The 16,494-nt window shown below is 56.2% G+C and carries 15 protein-coding genes and 1 pseudogene; 12 read left to right on the top strand and 4 right to left on the bottom strand.

Annotation, left to right across the window (positions count from 1 at the left end):
• The first annotated feature begins 11 nt into the window (after positions 1-11).
• From crtI to idi (ACT3RW_RS06645), 5 genes are read left to right on the top strand one after another with little or no spacing between them, the layout of a single operon-like run.
• Positions 12-1,583 carry a phytoene desaturase family protein gene (crtI, locus tag ACT3RW_RS06625; protein ID WP_444613223.1) on the top strand — a complete coding sequence of 524 codons (1,572 nt, stop codon included), beginning with the start codon at positions 12-14 and terminating at the stop codon, positions 1,581-1,583.
• Positions 1,580-1,930: a lycopene cyclase domain-containing protein gene (locus tag ACT3RW_RS06630; RefSeq protein ID WP_444613224.1), complete on the top strand. Its 351-nt coding sequence runs from the start codon at positions 1,580-1,582 to the stop codon at positions 1,928-1,930. Before crtI ends, ACT3RW_RS06630 begins: the two co-directional genes overlap by 4 nt.
• A complete protein-coding gene (locus ACT3RW_RS06635; protein ID WP_242632427.1) occupies positions 1,927-2,283 on the top strand; it encodes a lycopene cyclase domain-containing protein in 357 nt (118 codons plus the stop codon). Before ACT3RW_RS06630 ends, ACT3RW_RS06635 begins: the two co-directional genes overlap by 4 nt.
• 2 nt (positions 2,284-2,285) lie before the next feature.
• The gene (locus ACT3RW_RS06640) at positions 2,286-3,149 is read left to right on the top strand and encodes a prenyltransferase (RefSeq protein WP_444613225.1); all 864 of its coding nucleotides are present in this window, start codon (positions 2,286-2,288) and stop codon (positions 3,147-3,149) included.
• Positions 3,150-3,174: 25 nt separating this feature from the next.
• Positions 3,175-3,693: an isopentenyl-diphosphate Delta-isomerase gene (gene idi / locus ACT3RW_RS06645; RefSeq protein WP_444613226.1), complete on the top strand. Its 519-nt coding sequence runs from the start codon at positions 3,175-3,177 to the stop codon at positions 3,691-3,693.
• A 50-nt stretch (positions 3,694-3,743) separates the two neighbouring features.
• On the opposite strand, the pseudogene ACT3RW_RS06650 reads toward idi (ACT3RW_RS06645), so the two are convergent.
• Together ACT3RW_RS06650 and ACT3RW_RS06655 are read right to left on the bottom strand one after the other, a co-directional pair.
• A pseudogene (locus tag ACT3RW_RS06650) lies at positions 3,744-4,985 on the bottom strand (ISL3 family transposase).
• Between the two features lie 117 nt (positions 4,986-5,102).
• On the bottom strand, positions 5,103-6,182 hold the full coding sequence (locus ACT3RW_RS06655) for an IS110-like element ISAar16 family transposase (RefSeq protein WP_444613227.1): 1,080 nt from the start codon (positions 6,180-6,182) through the stop codon (positions 5,103-5,105).
• A gap of 444 nt (positions 6,183-6,626) precedes the next feature.
• On the opposite strand from ACT3RW_RS06655, the gene ACT3RW_RS06660 reads away from it, so the two are divergent.
• Both ACT3RW_RS06660 and idi (ACT3RW_RS06665) read left to right on the top strand, forming a co-directional pair.
• Positions 6,627-7,781, top strand: coding sequence for a N(5)-(carboxyethyl)ornithine synthase (locus ACT3RW_RS06660; RefSeq protein WP_444613228.1), 1,155 nt, complete (start codon positions 6,627-6,629; stop codon positions 7,779-7,781).
• A gap of 110 nt (positions 7,782-7,891) precedes the next feature.
• Positions 7,892-8,410, top strand: a complete 519-nt coding sequence (gene idi / locus ACT3RW_RS06665; RefSeq protein WP_444613229.1) for an isopentenyl-diphosphate Delta-isomerase — start codon at positions 7,892-7,894, stop codon at positions 8,408-8,410.
• A 93-nt stretch (positions 8,411-8,503) separates the two neighbouring features.
• Here the strand turns inward: idi (ACT3RW_RS06665) and ACT3RW_RS06670 are convergent, their stop codons facing one another.
• Positions 8,504-8,965, bottom strand: coding sequence for a hypothetical protein (locus tag ACT3RW_RS06670; RefSeq protein WP_131087972.1), 462 nt, complete (start codon positions 8,963-8,965; stop codon positions 8,504-8,506).
• A 108-nt stretch (positions 8,966-9,073) separates the two neighbouring features.
• Here ACT3RW_RS06670 and ilvD point away from each other — a divergent pair, with 108 nt between their 5' ends.
• The 4 genes from ilvD (at position 9,074) to ilvC (ending at position 14,614) form a co-directional block, all read left to right on the top strand.
• Positions 9,074-10,786: a dihydroxy-acid dehydratase gene (gene ilvD / locus ACT3RW_RS06675; protein WP_444613230.1), complete on the top strand. Its 1,713-nt coding sequence runs from the start codon at positions 9,074-9,076 to the stop codon at positions 10,784-10,786.
• Positions 10,787-11,074: 288 nt separating this feature from the next.
• Entirely contained in the window at positions 11,075-12,958 is a 1,884-nt protein-coding gene (locus ACT3RW_RS06680; RefSeq protein ID WP_444613231.1) for an acetolactate synthase large subunit, read from the top strand.
• Positions 12,959-12,961: 3 nt separating this feature from the next.
• Positions 12,962-13,480, top strand: a complete 519-nt coding sequence (gene ilvN, locus ACT3RW_RS06685) for an acetolactate synthase small subunit (protein WP_131087975.1) — start codon at positions 12,962-12,964, stop codon at positions 13,478-13,480.
• A 102-nt stretch (positions 13,481-13,582) separates the two neighbouring features.
• Positions 13,583-14,614, top strand: coding sequence for a ketol-acid reductoisomerase (ilvC, locus tag ACT3RW_RS06690; protein WP_131087976.1), 1,032 nt, complete (start codon positions 13,583-13,585; stop codon positions 14,612-14,614).
• A gap of 217 nt (positions 14,615-14,831) precedes the next feature.
• Here ilvC and ACT3RW_RS06695 read toward each other — a convergent pair whose 3' ends face one another.
• A complete protein-coding gene (locus ACT3RW_RS06695) occupies positions 14,832-15,437 on the bottom strand; it encodes a sunset domain-containing protein (RefSeq protein WP_444613232.1) in 606 nt (201 codons plus the stop codon).
• Positions 15,438-15,713: 276 nt separating this feature from the next.
• Here ACT3RW_RS06695 and ACT3RW_RS06700 point away from each other — a divergent pair, with 276 nt between their 5' ends.
• The gene (locus ACT3RW_RS06700) at positions 15,714-16,427 is read left to right on the top strand and encodes a class I SAM-dependent methyltransferase (RefSeq protein WP_444613233.1); all 714 of its coding nucleotides are present in this window, start codon (positions 15,714-15,716) and stop codon (positions 16,425-16,427) included.
• Positions 16,428-16,494: the final 67 nt, after the last annotated feature.

Below are 16,494 nucleotides of genomic sequence, written 5' to 3' on the forward strand. Positions count from 1 at the left end.
AAATTCGGGACGTGGTAGTCATCGGAGGGGGATTCTCGGGCTTGGCCAGCGCCGGTCTGCTGGCCGCGCGCGGGTGCAATGTCACCTTGCTGGAACAGCACGCCACGGTGGGCGGCCGGTCCGGCCGTATTGAGCGCGCGGGATTCCGCTTCGATACCGGGCCCTCCTGGTATCTCATGCCAGAGGTATTCGAGCATTGGTTCGAGCTCATGGGAACCAGTGTCAGCGCGCAGCTGGAGGTGCGCGAACTGGAAATCGGATACCGCACGTTCTTCCAAGGCCGCCCATCTCCGGTGGACGTGGGCACCGCACCGGGCATCCGCGCGCTCTTCGAATCCCTAGAACCGGGAAGCGCTCCAGCGCTTGAGGATTACCTGCGCACCGCTCGCACAGGTTACGAACTGGCCCTGCAGCACTTCCTCTACGATGATTTCAGCTCGCCCCGGTCGCTATTGGACCCTCAGCTGCTGCGTCTGCTCCCACAGCTGGCCGCCTTGTTGGGCTCTAGCCTGGATAGCTACCTCGCCAAGCGTTTCCAGAGCAATGAAATTCGCCAGTTGCTTGGCTATCCTGCCGTATTCTTGGGCTCCAGCCCGGAGCGCACCCCTGCGCTCTATCAGCTGATGAGCCACCTGGACCTGACAGATGGCGTCAAGTACCCGATGGGCGGCTTCGCTGCGGTGGCCGAGGCTATGGCAAAGGTGGCAACCCAGCATGGAGCCAGCATCACAGTAGGAGCCACCGCCACCGCGATCGAAACCACGCCGGGCAAGAACCCGCGGGTGGCGGCGGTTCACTGGACCGATGCCACGGGGAAGCGGCAACACACCGCGGCCCAGGCAGTGATCGGGGCAGCCGATGTGCGCCATATCGACGGAAGCCTGCTGCCAGGGCACCTCCAAACTCATACGGCCAAGAATTTTGCGCGCCGGGATCCAGGCCCGAGCGCCATTCTGGTGTGCCTGGGCATCACCGGGAAACTGCCAGAACTGGAACATCACAACCTGCTTTTCAGCACGGACTGGAAAGATAATTTCGCGCGCATCCGCGACGGCCGCGAATTGCAGCCGGAAACCAGCATTTACGTCTGCAAGCCCAGCGCCACCGACCCTTTCGTCGCGCCTGCTGATTGCGAGAATCTGTTCATTCTTGTGCCTGCTCCGGCCCTGCCAGAATGGGGGAAAGGGGGCCCGGATGGTCTCGGGGATGCCATGGTCGAGCAGATCGCTGACGCCGCCATCGACCAGCTGTCGAGCTGGGCCGGAATCTCGGATCTGCGCCAGCGGATCGTGGTGCGCCAGAGCATCGGGCCGGCGGATTTCGAACAGCAGTATGGCGCCTACCGGGGAGGGGCGTTGGGCCTGGCACATACCCTGGGCCAAAGCGCCATGCTCCGGCCCGGCAACCACAGCAAGAAGGTGCAGGGACTGCATTATGCCGGAAGTACGGTGCGCCCCGGGATTGGCGTTCCGATGTGCTTGATCAGCGGCGAGCTGGCCGCCAAGGCAGTTCTGGGCATCACTGCCCCTGGCCCCTTGCCCGATGAGCGACGAAGCGCCAACAGAAGGGAAGCGGGAACATGATCTATCTGGGTATTCTTCTCGGACTGCTCGGGTGCATGGCGCTATTGGATGCCAAATGGAAGCTCTTTGTCTTCCGCCACCCGCTGCGCGGGCTGGCGGTCCTGGGACTGGGGACGGGATTTTTTGTGTTCTGGGATGTCCTTGCCATCGGGCAAGGGATCTTCCTGCATGAGCCATCGAAGCTGATGACCGGGATCATGGTCGGCGAGCAGTTTCCGTTGGAAGAAGTCTTTTTCCTGGTCTTCCTGTGCTATTGCGCGATGATTTTAGTCACCGGAGCGCAAGCGCTGAACCAGGTCCGGGCGCGGCGATGCCGTGCAAGCTCAGAGCTAAGGGGAAGGCGATGACCTTGTTTCTTGAGATGAGCTTATGGTTTCTTGCTGCAGCAGGCAGCGTGTTCCTCCTGGGCGTCTTGGCCAGCCGGAAAAGGCCTGCCGCTATAGCGCTGCCGTTGCTGGCCGCAATGGCGCTGATGCTGCTGCTCACGGCGATCTTCGACAACCTGATGATCTTTGCGGGGCTCTTCGACTATGGAACGCACACGCTTTCCGGTCTGCGCATCGGGTTGGCGCCCATTGAGGACTTCTTCTACTCCGCCTGCGCCGTGCTCTTGGCACCCGGCCTCTGGTGGCTCTTCGAAGGCCAGGAGTCAAGGCGCAAGGGCAGCGGCCATTCCACTCTTGACCACGACAAGGCTTGAATATGCTTCATGGAATTATCACAACTTCGCGGCCGGTGTCTTGGGTGAACACCGCCTACCCCTTTGCCGCCGCCTACCTCTTGGCTGGTGGCTCAGTGGATTGGAAATTCGTCGTGGGTACCATCTTCTTCTTGTTTCCCTACAACCTGGTGATGTACGGGGTCAACGACGTCTTCGACTATGAATCGGATCTGCGCAACCCGAGAAAGGGCGGCATAGAAGGCGCGCTACTGGCCCGCCACAGCCATCGGATGATTTTGCTGGCGAGCGCGATCACCGCCGTGCCCTTCCTGATCGTCTTGGCCCTCGCCGGTAGCGGCATCTCCACTGCTGTACTGGCGGGGTCGGTTGCTGCGTTGCTTGCCTATAGCGTTCCGATCCTGCGGTTCAAGGAACGCGCTGGGCTGGATTCCCTGACCAGTGCGGTCCATTTTGTCTCACCGGCGATCTTCGGCTGGGTGCTGGCGGGAGCGCCGGTGCACCCCACCCAAGGTCTGGTGTTCACTGCATTCCTCCTCTGGGGCATGGCCAGCCATGCGCTGGGTGCCATTCAGGACATCCTTCCCGACCGTGAAGCAAAGCTTGGTTCGATCGCGGTAGCATTCGGTGCACGGACGACGATTTTCTTGGTGGCGGGCGCGTATGTATTCGCTGGGCTGTTGCTTCTGCTCGGGGTTCGCGGAGTCGGCTCGTTAGCTGGCTTGCTCGCCATCGCCTACATACTTAATGTGCTTCCGCATCTTGGGGTGCAGGATTCCACGTCCGGTACGGTTAACCGTGCCTGGAAGAGATTTCTGTGGATCAACTACCTATGTGGTTTCTTGCTGACGATGTTGTTGATTTACACAGCTGTATTCACCCGCTAATCACCAAAGAGAAGTCGAGGATTTGATGGATGTCATCCTGCTTTCCGAGGACGGCCAGCCAGTTGGCGTCATGCCCAAGGAAACAGTGCATACCGGGGATACACCTTTGCACCAAGCGTTCTCCTGTCACGTCAAGAATTCCCTGGGCCAGGTGCTGATTACACGCAGGGCGCTGTCAAAGTCGACATGGCCCGGGGTATGGACTAATTCCTTCTGTGGCCACCCCCAGCCGGGGGAGCAGATGGAAACCGCGATTCGCCGGCATGCTGGCGGTGAATTGGGCATGGCGATCCGCGATATCCAGGTGGCCCTGCCGGAGTTCCGCTATCGCGCGGTCGATGCCTCCGGGGTTGTTGAGAACGAGATCTGTCCGGTATTTACCGCCGTGATCGATGGAGAAATCACCATGAATCCGGAGGAAGTCATGGACTACCGCTGGGTTGATCCCGTGGAATTTGCGGTAGCGGTCCGAGCCGCTCCATGGGCCTTCAGCCCATGGCTGGTCATGCAGGCCAGCGAAATGCCCCAGTATCGCACTCAGTAGCGAGCCCGGCCAGATTAGCGGCTCTTAAAAGCCAAGCGTGGTGAGGATGCTCAGCACGGTAGTAAGCCCACCGTATACAACAATATCCGACCCCGGTAATGACCCTGATTCCGATACCCCCGACCAATCCGTTTCAAGTTCTTCGCCGTCAAATTCACTGACTCACTCTTAGCGTTAGTGAACCGGGTACTCACAAACACCAACAACTCGCACCGCCAGGCAACCAACGTCCGGAACAAAGACTGCGCCTCCACCATTTTCGATGCTTTCGCTGACTTCTCCAACACCGACCACCGGGAATGACACTCATGAACGTCCGTAGCCTGCAACAGCGTTCTCATATGCTCTTTAATCCCATAAACCACCGCGAGTTCAGTATCTGATTACAGGATCTCTTGCAGTCGTTCAATCTGAAGATGGGAAAGGTTCTCCAAGTTACAGGTCAACAGTTTCCGATACTTATGCGCCGGGTCAGTCACCCTACCTCGACGTTCAAAGACCTCATCGGACCGGCGTCGACGAACCTGGATGATCATATGATTCGCCCGCTGAATCACATGAAAATGATCAACACTGATCTTCGCTTTCAGTAAGTTCTCCCGCACCGCTTTACGGAACTCTGAAGACACATCAATCGCCACATGCTCAACACTTTGACGCCGATACCGCGGCCGGGCCTTCAACCATTTCTTCACCGCCGCACCGCGGCGTGCGTCCACGATATCCAAGATTTTCCCCGTATCAAGCTCAGTGAACACAATGGACCACAGCTCAATCCGCACGACTCTTCCCGTCCTACCCCGGGCATAACGAACCTTACGGAAACGGTGCTCATCGATACCGAGGCGGCGAATAAACATCCGGTCCACATCCCCGACAACCGGACCTTCAACATTCAGCCGCGCCATGACCGTAGGCCACGACTCTCCGTGCGCTGCGGCGACCCGAGACACTGCCCGCAATTCGCAGCTCATCTCATCGACCAGACGCTGGAGAGCCGGCTGGTGATCCGTGCAAGGGGAGGGCAGCTGGGGCGGTGGTTTGCACGAAGGCACGGCGTGCACAGGCTGTTTCTTGGCAGGCCATACGGCGTTTGCGTACCAGGATCTGGAGGTCGTTTCCGCCGGTTGGGATGTCTTTGACTCGGTGGATTGGCCTGGCGTGGATGCGAGTGGTGACCACCCCACACGAGGGCCGGCAGCTTCGAGGGCTTTGGGCTCGATGAGGACTTGTTGTCCATCAGTATCGTGGGTTGCGTTGATGACATGGTAGTCAGTGAGGTTCTTAAGAATCGACGCAGGGTCGCTTCCACCGGTATCCGTGGAACACGGCTCGTAGTTCCTTGCGTAATGGTTTGTCTAGACGACATCCATTTTCTCACCAGGGACTGCGAGACTCTTCTATATCTGTCAAGCCGTCAGCGGTAGTACTTCCGCAGATTCCAGAATCTTGTATATTCGGCGTGCCAAAAACCGCTTGATGCATCTACGGATCTCTTTCAACGTCTTGCCTTCCGCCGTGCGTTTAGCCACATAGGCCCGGGTCTCCTCGTCATGGGTCATCCGTACCATCGCAGCGGTATGCAGGGCCTTGTTCAACCGCCGGTCACCTCGACGATTGAGCCGGTGGCGCACCGTGTTCCCTGAAGATGCAGGGATGGGATTCACGCCCGCAAGAGAAGCGAATGCAGCCTCCGAACGCAACCTGCCCTGATGGGACCACGCGGCCACGCAGACCGCCGCCACCACCGGACCGATACCGGTGAGCTCAAGTAGTTCCTTGCCTTCGCTGAGCTTGACCAGCTCAGTCATCTGAGTCGTGTTTTCCTTGATATGCGTGTCCAGTTCACCGACGCGTCGGGCCAACCGCACGGCTTCGGCACGGGCAACCTGCAATTCGATGGTTTCCTCCCGGCTCCGCCACCCCGCTACCTCGAGGATCTGAGTGCTGCTCAAGGGTTTACGGGCATCGATGCCAAGCGAGGTCACACGCAGCAGTGCGGTGAGCGCGTTGACGTATTTCGTACGCTCCACAGCCAGCATGTCACGGGCCGTCACCAGCACGCGCAAAGCAGCGCGGGCACCGTCATTGAGTCGCGGAACACGCAGCTTCTGCACCTCGATGGGTAGCGCGGCGGCAGCCATGCGCTGGGCATCCAACGGATCAGTCTTACCCACGCCGCGCCCGGCTTTCTGGTAGCCGCTAGGTGCTTCGGCGACCGTGTAGCCGGCATCGGTGACCGCACCGGCGACTACGGCACCGTAGGAGGCTGTCCCTTCAATTATCCACAGGGTGCTGGCATCGGCTCCGGTGCGCCTGCCGACCCAAGCGATAGCGCGTTTGATGCTGGAACTGGTGGCGGGAAATTCCCTGGTTTCCACGTGTTCGCCGGTATAGGTGATGATGGAATAGACATGCTTACGGGCGTGGGTATCCACTCCGATGATATAGGAGTAGGTCTTGGCAACGGTCTGCGGGAGGATAGTCATACGGCTTGGTACTTTCTTCTTTTCAGGGACAGGATCTTCGGCCGTGCGGCCGGTACCAGTCCGGGAAAGAAGTCACCTTTGGAGCAACACTGTGATGGGTCACACCCTGATAGGTGGACATTCTTCTGATCAGGCTACCGAGGTGGGCCGGGTTGGCGCCGGCCGCCCAACAACGTAGACAGACAATTCTCGCAAACGACACCTCAGGGGTCAGCCTTACTTTGAGTCATGCCCACGTCGGAGGGAAGCCTGGCATCTACCCTGCCAGCTGATCCCAGACCAGCCACTACAAGACTCACAGCCCTACTTATTTTGGGGCCACCACGCTAAAACTTGAAGAGCCATTTAAAGATTTCTCAAAATTCCGTTTGGTGGAGCCCTGTACCGTGAGGAGTATGGGGCCGGTCATTTTGACCTGTTCCACACAGGAAGAGAGCAACACGTATGGGCTCGACAAAAAACCTTTCGCTAGGTGTCATTGCAACTTCGCAAAAGACTGACGAAACGCGACTACCAATTCACCCGATGCATTTTGAACGCATCGAAGAAAACTCCCGCCAGAGCATCATGATCGAATCCGGATACGGCATTCCCTGTGGCATGAGCGATGAAGAACTGGCACCATTTGTCGGAAAAATCGCCTCACGAAGTGAAATCATCGCCAGCGCAGACATTGTGCTGCTTCCCAAACCGCAATTGGCCGACCTGGAAGAAATGCGTGAAGGGCAGACACTTTGGGGTTGGCCTCACTGCGTCCAGGACGCAAAGCTGACGCAGCTTGCCATCGACAAAAAGCTCACGCTGATTGCCTTTGAAGCCATGAATCACTGGGGTGCGGACGGTAGCTTTGGGCTGCACGTGTTCCACAAAAACAATGAACTCGCCGGCTACGCCTCGGTACTTCATGCCCTGCAACTTTGCGGGGTCACCGGAGACTATGGTCGCCGGCTGACCGCGACTGTCATTGGCTTTGGTGCTACAGCTCGCGGCGCTGTCACCGCGCTGCGCGCCCACGGCATTAACGATGTTCGGGTGCTAACTAGCCGATCGGTAGCTGCCGTAGCTTCCCCAATTCACGCCGTACAGATGGTCCAGTTTGAACATGAGGGTGGTCCGAACCTAAGCGAAGTCATCACCGACGTGGGCAAATTGCCATTGGCGCCGTTCCTGGCCGAAAGCGACATTGTCGTGAACTGCACTCTCCAAGACCCCAATGCTCCGTTGATGTACTTACGAACCGCAGAATTAAGTGCTTTCAGCCCGGGGAGCATCATCGTGGATGTGTCTTGTGATGAAGGGATGGGATTCGAATGGGCCAAGCCGAGCACCTTTGCCGAACCAATGTCGAGCATTGGTCCGAACATCAACTACTACGCGGTGGACCATTCCCCTTCGTATCTGTGGAACTCGGCCAGCTGGGAGATTAGCGAAGGCTTGTTACCATTCCTCGATACCGTGCTGGCCGGAGCCGAGGCCTGGAAAGAAAACAAAACTATTTCACGGGCCATTGAAATCCAGGACGGTGTTGTTCTCAATCCTGCGATTCTTGAGTTCCAAGGCAGGGGAGCGCACTACCCTCATCAACTCTCCGCCAAGTAGCAATACTTTCTTGAGATTCTCCGTTGGTAGCTAGGCGGCAGGTTCCGATACGCTTAGTTCCCAAAGGTTTTACCGGTGAGCGCCAATCAGAACAGGAAACAAGAATCTTCATGGATGTAGTTTTGCTGTCGGAGGATGGCCAACCAATTGGCACTTGTGCCAAAGAACTGGTGCACACCACCGACACCGCACTGCACCAAGCATTCTCCTGCCACGTGCTTAATGCAGACGGACAGGTTCTGGTTACTCGCCGTTCACTGAATAAGCTCACCTGGCCTGGAGTCTGGACGAATTCATTTTGTGGGCATCCGCAACCGGATGAAGTGATGGAAGATGCCATCAAGCGCCATGCCCAACACGAACTTGGTCTGTCCATCAAGTCAGTCGAACTGGCGCTGCCTGACTTCCGTTATCGAGCGGTAGATGCCAGCGGCATTGTTGAGAATGAAATCTGCCCGGTGTTCACTGCGGTGATTGATAGCGAGATTTCGGCTAACCCGAGCGAAGTGATGGATCACCGCTGGGTTGACCCGAATCAGCTGCGGGACTCCCTTCGCCTGACCCCTTGGGCATTTAGCCCATGGGTAGTTTGGCAAGCGGAACAGATGGATTTATATCAGCGTGCCTGAGTCGAATCGAAACTGAAACTAATAACAAGGAAGCCTCCCAAACTCAAAAGAGTTTGGGAGGCTTCCTTGTCTTGTTCGGAGGTCGACGTTGACCTATACGAAGTTTTCAGTTCCTTCAACGGTGTTCATGAAGTGATCCATGAACTCAGCAAAGTCCTGAGCATCTGACTCTTGATCAATAACGGCACCAACGCTCACCGCGTCATCGATATAAAAATCAATGCTCGGCTTAACCGGGATGGTGAAGCGGAAGACTCGTCCAGTGGAGGTGGCGACTTCATAGCCGCCGTCTACAAGCTGGGCAAGCTGGTTCACATTGGTGTTATTGATATTGATGGCGTCTTCGGAGGCCCGCAAGTCACTGGAATTCACCGGAGCGATGATCAGTTCTGCTGGCTGACGCCGATAGCCGATGACCTTAAGTCCTCCAGAACCGGCAATACCGGTTCCAGCTACAAGGTTGTAGCTGGCGAAATTAGGGATCTGCGAATCGAACGCGTCGTGAAGACGCGCTTTGACCTGCTCGGCTGGATTTTCGTCTGGGCGGTTGTCCATGTCTCCTACTCTACCGATATCTTTGGACAATTTGATCAGTCATAACATTTATTGAAACATGTCATGGTTACGTCATGGGTTGCTCAATTGGTCATATTGACGACTAGAATGAAATTTATGAGCCAGGATGCTACGCCAGATATCAAACCACGTTCCCGTGTGGTCACCGATGGTATCCACGCCGCTCCGGCGCGCGGTATGTTGCGTGCCGTCGGCATGGGCGATGATGACTTCGCAAAACCTCAAATTGGTATTGCCAGTTCATGGAACGAAATCACTCCATGTAACCTTTCGCTTAATCGTCTAGCCCAAGGCGCCAAAGAAGGCGTTCACGCAGGCGGCGGTTTCCCCATGCAGTTCGGAACCATCTCCGTATCTGATGGCATTTCTATGGGCCATGAAGGAATGCACTTCTCACTGGTTTCACGAGAGGTCATTGCCGACTCGGTAGAAACAGTGATGATGGCCGAACGGCTTGACGGCTCAGTGCTGCTGGCCGGCTGTGACAAGTCGCTGCCGGGAATGCTCATGGCAGCTGCCCGACTGAACCTCTCATCAGTGTTCCTCTATGCCGGTTCCATCATGCCGGGCTGGGTCAAGCTAGAAGACGGTACCGAAAAAGACGTCACCTTGATTGACGCCTTTGAAGCTGTAGGTGCTTGCGCGGCCGGGCGAATGAGCGAAAAAGATTTAGATTCTATTGAACGTGCCATCTGTCCAGGTGAAGGTGCCTGTGGTGGCATGTACACGGCAAATACCATGGCATCAATCGGTGAGGCCCTGGGTATGAGCCTTCCGGGTTCCGCCGCTCCACCGTCAGCCGATCGACGCCGCGACATTTTTGCGCACCGCTCCGGTGAAGCCGTGATTGAAATGTTGCGCAAGGGAATTCGCGCCCGCGACATTATGACCAAAGAAGCCTTTGAAAACGCTATTGCCGTCATGATGGCCTTCGGCGGTTCAACCAATGCAGTGTTGCACCTATTGGCCATTGCTAAGGAAGCTGAAGTTGAACTGTCGCTGAGCGACTTCAACCGCATTGGAGATAAGGTTCCGCACCTAGCGGACCTGAAACCATTTGGCCGTTACGTGATGAATGACTTGGACCGCATTGGCGGTGTCCCCGTAGTGATGAAGGCGTTGCTAGATGCAGGATTGATCCACGGAGACTGCCTGACGGTCACCGGCAAGACGGTTGCTGAAAACCTCGCGCACATCGCTCCACCAGATCCTGACGGCAAGATCCTTCGTGCCATGGACAACCCGATCCACAAGACCGGTGGGGTGACCGTGTTGCATGGTTCGTTGGCTCCCGAAGGTGCAGTGGTGAAGTCCGCCGGCTTTGATGCTGATGTCTTTGAAGGTACAGCTCGCGTCTTTGAACGTGAACAAGGTGCACTTGAAGCACTGGATGCAGGAAAGATTCACGCCGGAGATGTGGTGGTCATTCGTTATGAAGGACCCAAGGGTGGACCGGGTATGCGAGAGATGTTGGCCATTACCGGAGCCATCAAGGGCGCCGGTCTAGGTAAGGATGTCTTGCTACTTACCGACGGACGCTTCTCCGGTGGAACCACCGGATTGTGTATTGGACACGTGGCACCTGAAGCCGTTGATGGTGGGCCCATTGCCTTTGTGAACGACGGCGATAAGATCCGTGTCGATATTTCGGCACGGAGTTTTGACCTCTTGGTTGATCCCGAAGAATTGGAAGCTCGCAAGATTGGGTGGAAGCCCTTGCCAGCGAAGTTCACCACGGGTGTGCTGGCCAAGTACGCAAAGCTAGTCAATTCTGCTTCGACAGGCGCGTATTGTGGCTAAGCAGCAGAAAATTCATGGTGTGGGTGAGACGAAGCGTCCACACCATGGACATTCATCTCATATACTGAGATGAACGGGGCGTCTATTTGCTCTTTACCCTCGGGTAGAGAAAACTAGAGGCATGCAAACAAACTTCGATGTTCTACTAGTTATCAGGCGCGGAGCCTGAGACGCTGTCGCACTAAGCGGACAGAACATCGGTAACGCGCAAGCCCCCTTTCGTCAGTAGCGACGGCCGCGGGGCGTTTTTTATGCGCAAACGAAGAGATAGAAATGGAAAGGATCCCGATGAGCAACTCAACACCCGCCAATCCGGCGTCGGTTGCGAATTCAATCAATCGAACCAAGGATGCCGCCGCCGCTGTCTCTTCCGTTGTGGAAGCTTCGAACCCGGTACAGGGTCCGAATACTATCGTTGCTCCCACACAGATGACGGGCTCACAAGCCATCGTCCGCTCGCTGGAAGAACTAGGCGTCAAAGACGTCTTCGGATTGCCAGGTGGGGCCATCCTTCCCACCTATGATCCACTGATGGATTCGACCAAGATCAACCACGTCTTGGTCCGCCACGAACAGGGTGCCGGCCATGCCGCACAGGGTTTCGCCATGGCTAGCGGTGAGGTAGGCGTTTGTATCGCTACCTCCGGCCCCGGCGCAACCAACCTCGTCACCGCACTGTCCGATGCCAATATGGACTCGGTCCCAATGGTGGCAATTACCGGTCAGGTGCACAGTGCCTTTATCGGCTCTGACGCATTCCAGGAAGCAGACATTGTCGGCATCACGATGCCGATCACCAAGCACGCTTTTTTGGTCACCAAAGCAGAAGACATTCCCAAGACCTTGGCCAGTGCCTTCTACCTAGCTCAGACCGGTCGTCCCGGTCCGGTGCTGGTAGATATCACCAAGGATGCCCAACAGGCGGATATGACCTTCTCGTGGCCACCAAAGGTGGAATTGCCTGGATACCGTGTGGTGACTCGTGGTCACAACAAGCAGCTACGCGAAGCAGCCAAGCTGATCGCCGGCGCAACTCGTCCGGTGCTCTACGTAGGCGGCGGCGTCATCAAGGCCAACGCTCACGAAGAGCTGAAGGAATTTGCGGAATTCATCAACGCGCCAGTGGTCACCACCCTGACCGCACGCGGTGCGTTCCCTGACTCCCATGTACAGCACGTGGGCATGCCTGGCATGCACGGTGCAGTATCCGCGGTGACTGCACTGCAGCAGTCAGACTTGCTGATCACCCTGGGTGCTCGCTTTGATGACCGTGTCACCGGTGTGCTTTCCTCCTTTGCTCCTAACGCGAAGGTGATCCACGCCGATATCGACCCAGCGGAAATCTCCAAGAATCGTGTAGCAGATGTGCCAATTGTGGGCTCGCTGGATGAGATCATCCCGCAGCTGCAAGAAGCCTGCGCTACCCGCTTTGAAAACGAACCTCAGGCCGATCTGACCGGTTGGTGGGGACTGCTGAACCGTCTGCGCGAAACCTATCCAATTGGTTACACACAAACCCAGGATGGACTCTCCGCGCCACAGAACGTGATCCAGCGCATCGGTGAACTCACCGGTCCTGAAGGCGTTTACGTAGCCGGTGTAGGCCAGCACCAGATGTGGGCAGCCCAGTTTGTTAAGTATGAGCGTCCACGCTCCTGGCTGAACTCGGCCGGTCTTGGCACCATGGGCTTCTCGGTACCTGCAGCAATGGGTGCCAAGGTGGCCCAGCCTGAGCGTGTGGTCTGGGCTATTGATGGAGACGGTTGTTTCCAGATGACCAACCAAGAGTTGGCCACCTGCGTGATCAACAAGATCCCCATCAAGGTTGCCATTATCAACAACTCTTCACTGGGTATGGTTCGTCAGTGGCAGACCCTGTTCTACGACGGCCGTTACTCCAACACCGATCTGAACACCGGTCACGGCACTGCACGCATTCCCGACTTTGTGAAGTTGGCAGATGCCTACGGTTGTGTGGGACTGCGTTGTGAACGTGATGAAGACATTGACGCCACCATCAAGCAGGCTTTGGAAATCAATGACCGCCCAGTGGTGATCGATTTTGTTGTCTCGGCTGATTCGATGGTGTGGCCAATGGTTCCTTCGGGAGTCAGCAACGACCAAATTCAGATTGCTAAGGGCATGACCCCTGAATGGGAAGAGGAGGACTAAAACATGGCAAAGCACACGCTTTCGGTACTGGTAGAAGACGTACCTGGTGTACTCACCCGAGTAGCTAGCCTCTTCGCCCGCCGTGCCTTCAACATTCACTCATTGGCTGTAGGCCCCACGGAAATTGACGGCATTAGCCGCATGACCGTAGTGGTTGACGCCGAGGGCGATTCCCTAGAACAGGTGACCAAGCAGCTGAACAAGCTGATCAACGTCATCAAAATTGTCGAACTGCTGCCGGAAACCTCGGTGCAGCGCGACCACATCATGGTCAAGGTGCGTGCCGACGCGGCAACCCGCCTGCAGGTGACCCAGGCTGCGGAACTCTTCCGTGCCTCGGTGATCGATGTGTCTACCGACTCGCTGGTAGTGGAAGCTACCGGCAACGCGGCAAAGATTGAAGCGCTCTTGGCGATCCTTGAGCCTTTTGGCATTCGAGAGATTGTTCAGTCCGGCACCCTCGCGGTGGGACGTGGCGCCAAATCAATGAGCGACCGCGCACTAAAGTCCCTCTCCGCCTAAGACTGGCGAAGACATCAACGGACACGAACTACAAATTTTAGATACTTGGCACCTAGCTTAGAGATTGAGCTAAACGCCAGAGCACAAATAAGGAGAACTACAGTGGCTGATCTGTATTACGAAGACGACGCAGACCTCTCGATCATCCAGGGCAAGAAAGTAGCCATCATTGGTTACGGTTCCCAGGGTCACGCACACGCACTGAGCCTGCGCGATTCGGGTGTTGAGGTTGTTGTTGGTCTGGCTGAGGGCTCCAAGTCCCGCGCCAAGGCTGAAGCTGAAGGCCTGAAGGTCTCCAACGTAGCTGAAGCAGCTGCTTGGGCCGACGTCATCATGATCCTGACCCCAGACCAGGTTCAGGCTCAGGTGTACTCCGAGTCCATCGCAGAGCACCTTGAAGAAGGCAATGCACTGTTCTTCGGCCACGGCTTCAACATCCGCTTCGGCTTCATCCAGCCACCAGCCAACGTTGACGTTGCCCTAGTTGCACCGAAGGCTCCAGGTCACACCGTACGCCGCGAATTCGAAGCTGGCCGTGGTATCCCTGACCTGATCGCCGTGGAGCAGAACTTCACCGGTGGCGCCAAGGAACTGGCACTGGCTTACGCAGCAGGCATCGGTGGCACCCGCGCTGGTGTTATCGAAACCACCTTCACCGAAGAGACCGAAACCGACCTGTTCGGTGAGCAGGCTGTGCTCTGCGGCGGTACCTCGCAGCTGGTTCAGTACGGCTTCGAAGTTCTGACCGAAGCTGGCTACAAGCCAGAGATCGCCTACTTCGAGGTTCTGCACGAGCTGAAGCTGATCGTTGACCTGATGTGGGAAGGTGGCATCGCCAAGCAGCGTTGGTCCATCTCTGACACCGCTGAGTACGGCGACTACGTCTCCGGTCCACGCGTGATCACCCCAGAGGTGAAGGAAAACATGAAGGCTGTACTGGGCGATATCCAGTCCGGCGCTTTCGCTAAGCGCTTCATGGAAGACCAGAAGGCTGGCGCTCCTGAATTCAAGGAATTGCGTGCCAAGGGTGAGTCCCACCCAATCGAGACCACCGGTCGCGAACTGCGCTCGCTGTTCTCCTGGATCTCGGACGCATCCTCGGATGACTACGTAGATGGTTCCGTAGCCCGCTAAGCTACGCAGTCAGTCGTACTTACGGCAGACTCAAAGGTTCGGCCCACCGCCCCTGTATCTAGGGGCGATGGGCCGAACCTTTTGCTATTTGAAGCAGAACATTTGAAGCAGAACACCCCAATAAAAAAGCCTGCCTAGTCGAATCCCCGAAGCGGGTTCAGACCAGGCAGGCTTTGTACAACGAGCTATCTAGGCTTACGGAGATAGAGCTTGTTGGTTAGCGTTTTGAAGCGCGGTAACCGGCTTTGCGTGCATCAGAGGTGTTCTTGAAGCACTCTTCAGGCTTGGTTCGTGCGTAGAACGCACCGTTTGGAACGTGGTACTTCCACTCTTTTTTGCTGCCCGTGCGGTTGCCCTTCACTGGGTACCCGGCAGGGCACTGAGTGGCCTTGCCATTCATTTTCACCGAACGTTTCGTGGAAGCCTTCTTTACCTGCAAGCTCTGAGTCTTAGAAACTGTCGAAGTCTTGCCCTTGGCCTTGTACTTCACAGTCGTGGTGACCTTGTAGGAACCGGCTGCTAGCTTGACCGACTTCTTATTTTTCGCGACGGTTTTCTTTCCCTTGGTGACCTTTAGAAGAGCAGATTTGATCTGCACGTTCTTTGCCTTGCTGTAGCTTGGCTTGACGGTCGCTTTGGCAGATCCCTTTACGGTCTTGTTGCCAATTTTCTTGATGGTGACCGGAGCAGTTTTCTTTGCGGCCACGATGCCAACATTGTGAACTGATGCCGGGACTGCAGCTGCAGAGGCTGCGGAAACGCCTGAGAAGGCAAGCGCGCAGGCTGCGGAGACCGCAAGAGCGCGCTGAACGAGAGTTTTCATATTTCCCCATGAAAGTTGGTGAGAGTGAGGAACTTGAATGTTCCAGTATCTATCTTATTACTAAATTCCAATACGCGACAGTAGTGATTTAGTGGTGGGCGTAGTTGCCCTGCTCGTGGTAAAGCAATGAGAAAAGAAAAGACCACTTAAAAGTATTTCTTGATATACAACGAGAATTCTGGATCGTTTTCGCGGTACGGGCGATTGCATGGTCTTTCCTGATGTGGCTCAGGAACCGTTGCTATGCTCAGCATAAATACGAAGAGGGGAACGCGCATGTCGACAAGTAACTATGATCAGTTCGCAAAGGAATATGCTCGTGAAAACGAAACGAGCTTATTGAACGCATACTATGAACGTCCGGCAATGCTTGAGCTTGCTGGAAAAGTTCAAGGTAAGAAAATTTTGGATATTGGTTGTGGGTCTGGGCCGCTGGCCGAGCAACTAATCCAGAGAGGTGCTGCGGTAGCAGGATTTGACGCTAGCGCAGGGATGCTTGAGCTAGCGAGAGAACGACTCGGAGATTCAGCTGATCTTCGAGTTGCAAAGCTGGGGGAGAAGTTACACTACCAGGACAATTCCTTTGACGATGCGGTTGCGTCCCTGGTGTTCCACTATCTGCCCGATTGGTCGCTGGCGCTCCAGGAGGTGCGACGCGTACTTCGCCACGAGGGGCGACTAATCATGTCGGTTAATCATCCGATCCTTTATCCGTGGAACCACCGGGGGCAGGACTACTTCAAGGTCACGGAGTACACCGATGAAGTGAGCTTCAATGGCCAGGAGGCAGAGCTGACGTACTGGCATCATCCACTGCACGTAATGACGGCGGCCTTCATCGACGCAGGGTTTGTCATCGAACGGGTATGGGAACCGCCGTATTCCAAAGAAGCCCCGTTGGAGATTGTTCCTGAACTATTGAGGGAGCGCGACGCGTTCCTGAGCTTCATCTTTTTCAGCTTGCGAGTGCGTGGGGAACGAACATATTGAGCTCGCTGGCCGGCCCTATCAACAATCAGGTTGCGCAACCGGCGCTTGCCGAACCTACGTGTAGAAG

Source organism: Glutamicibacter sp. AOP5-A2-18 (genome assembly GCF_052446055.1).
Lineage (GTDB): Bacteria > Actinomycetota > Actinomycetes > Actinomycetales > Micrococcaceae > Glutamicibacter.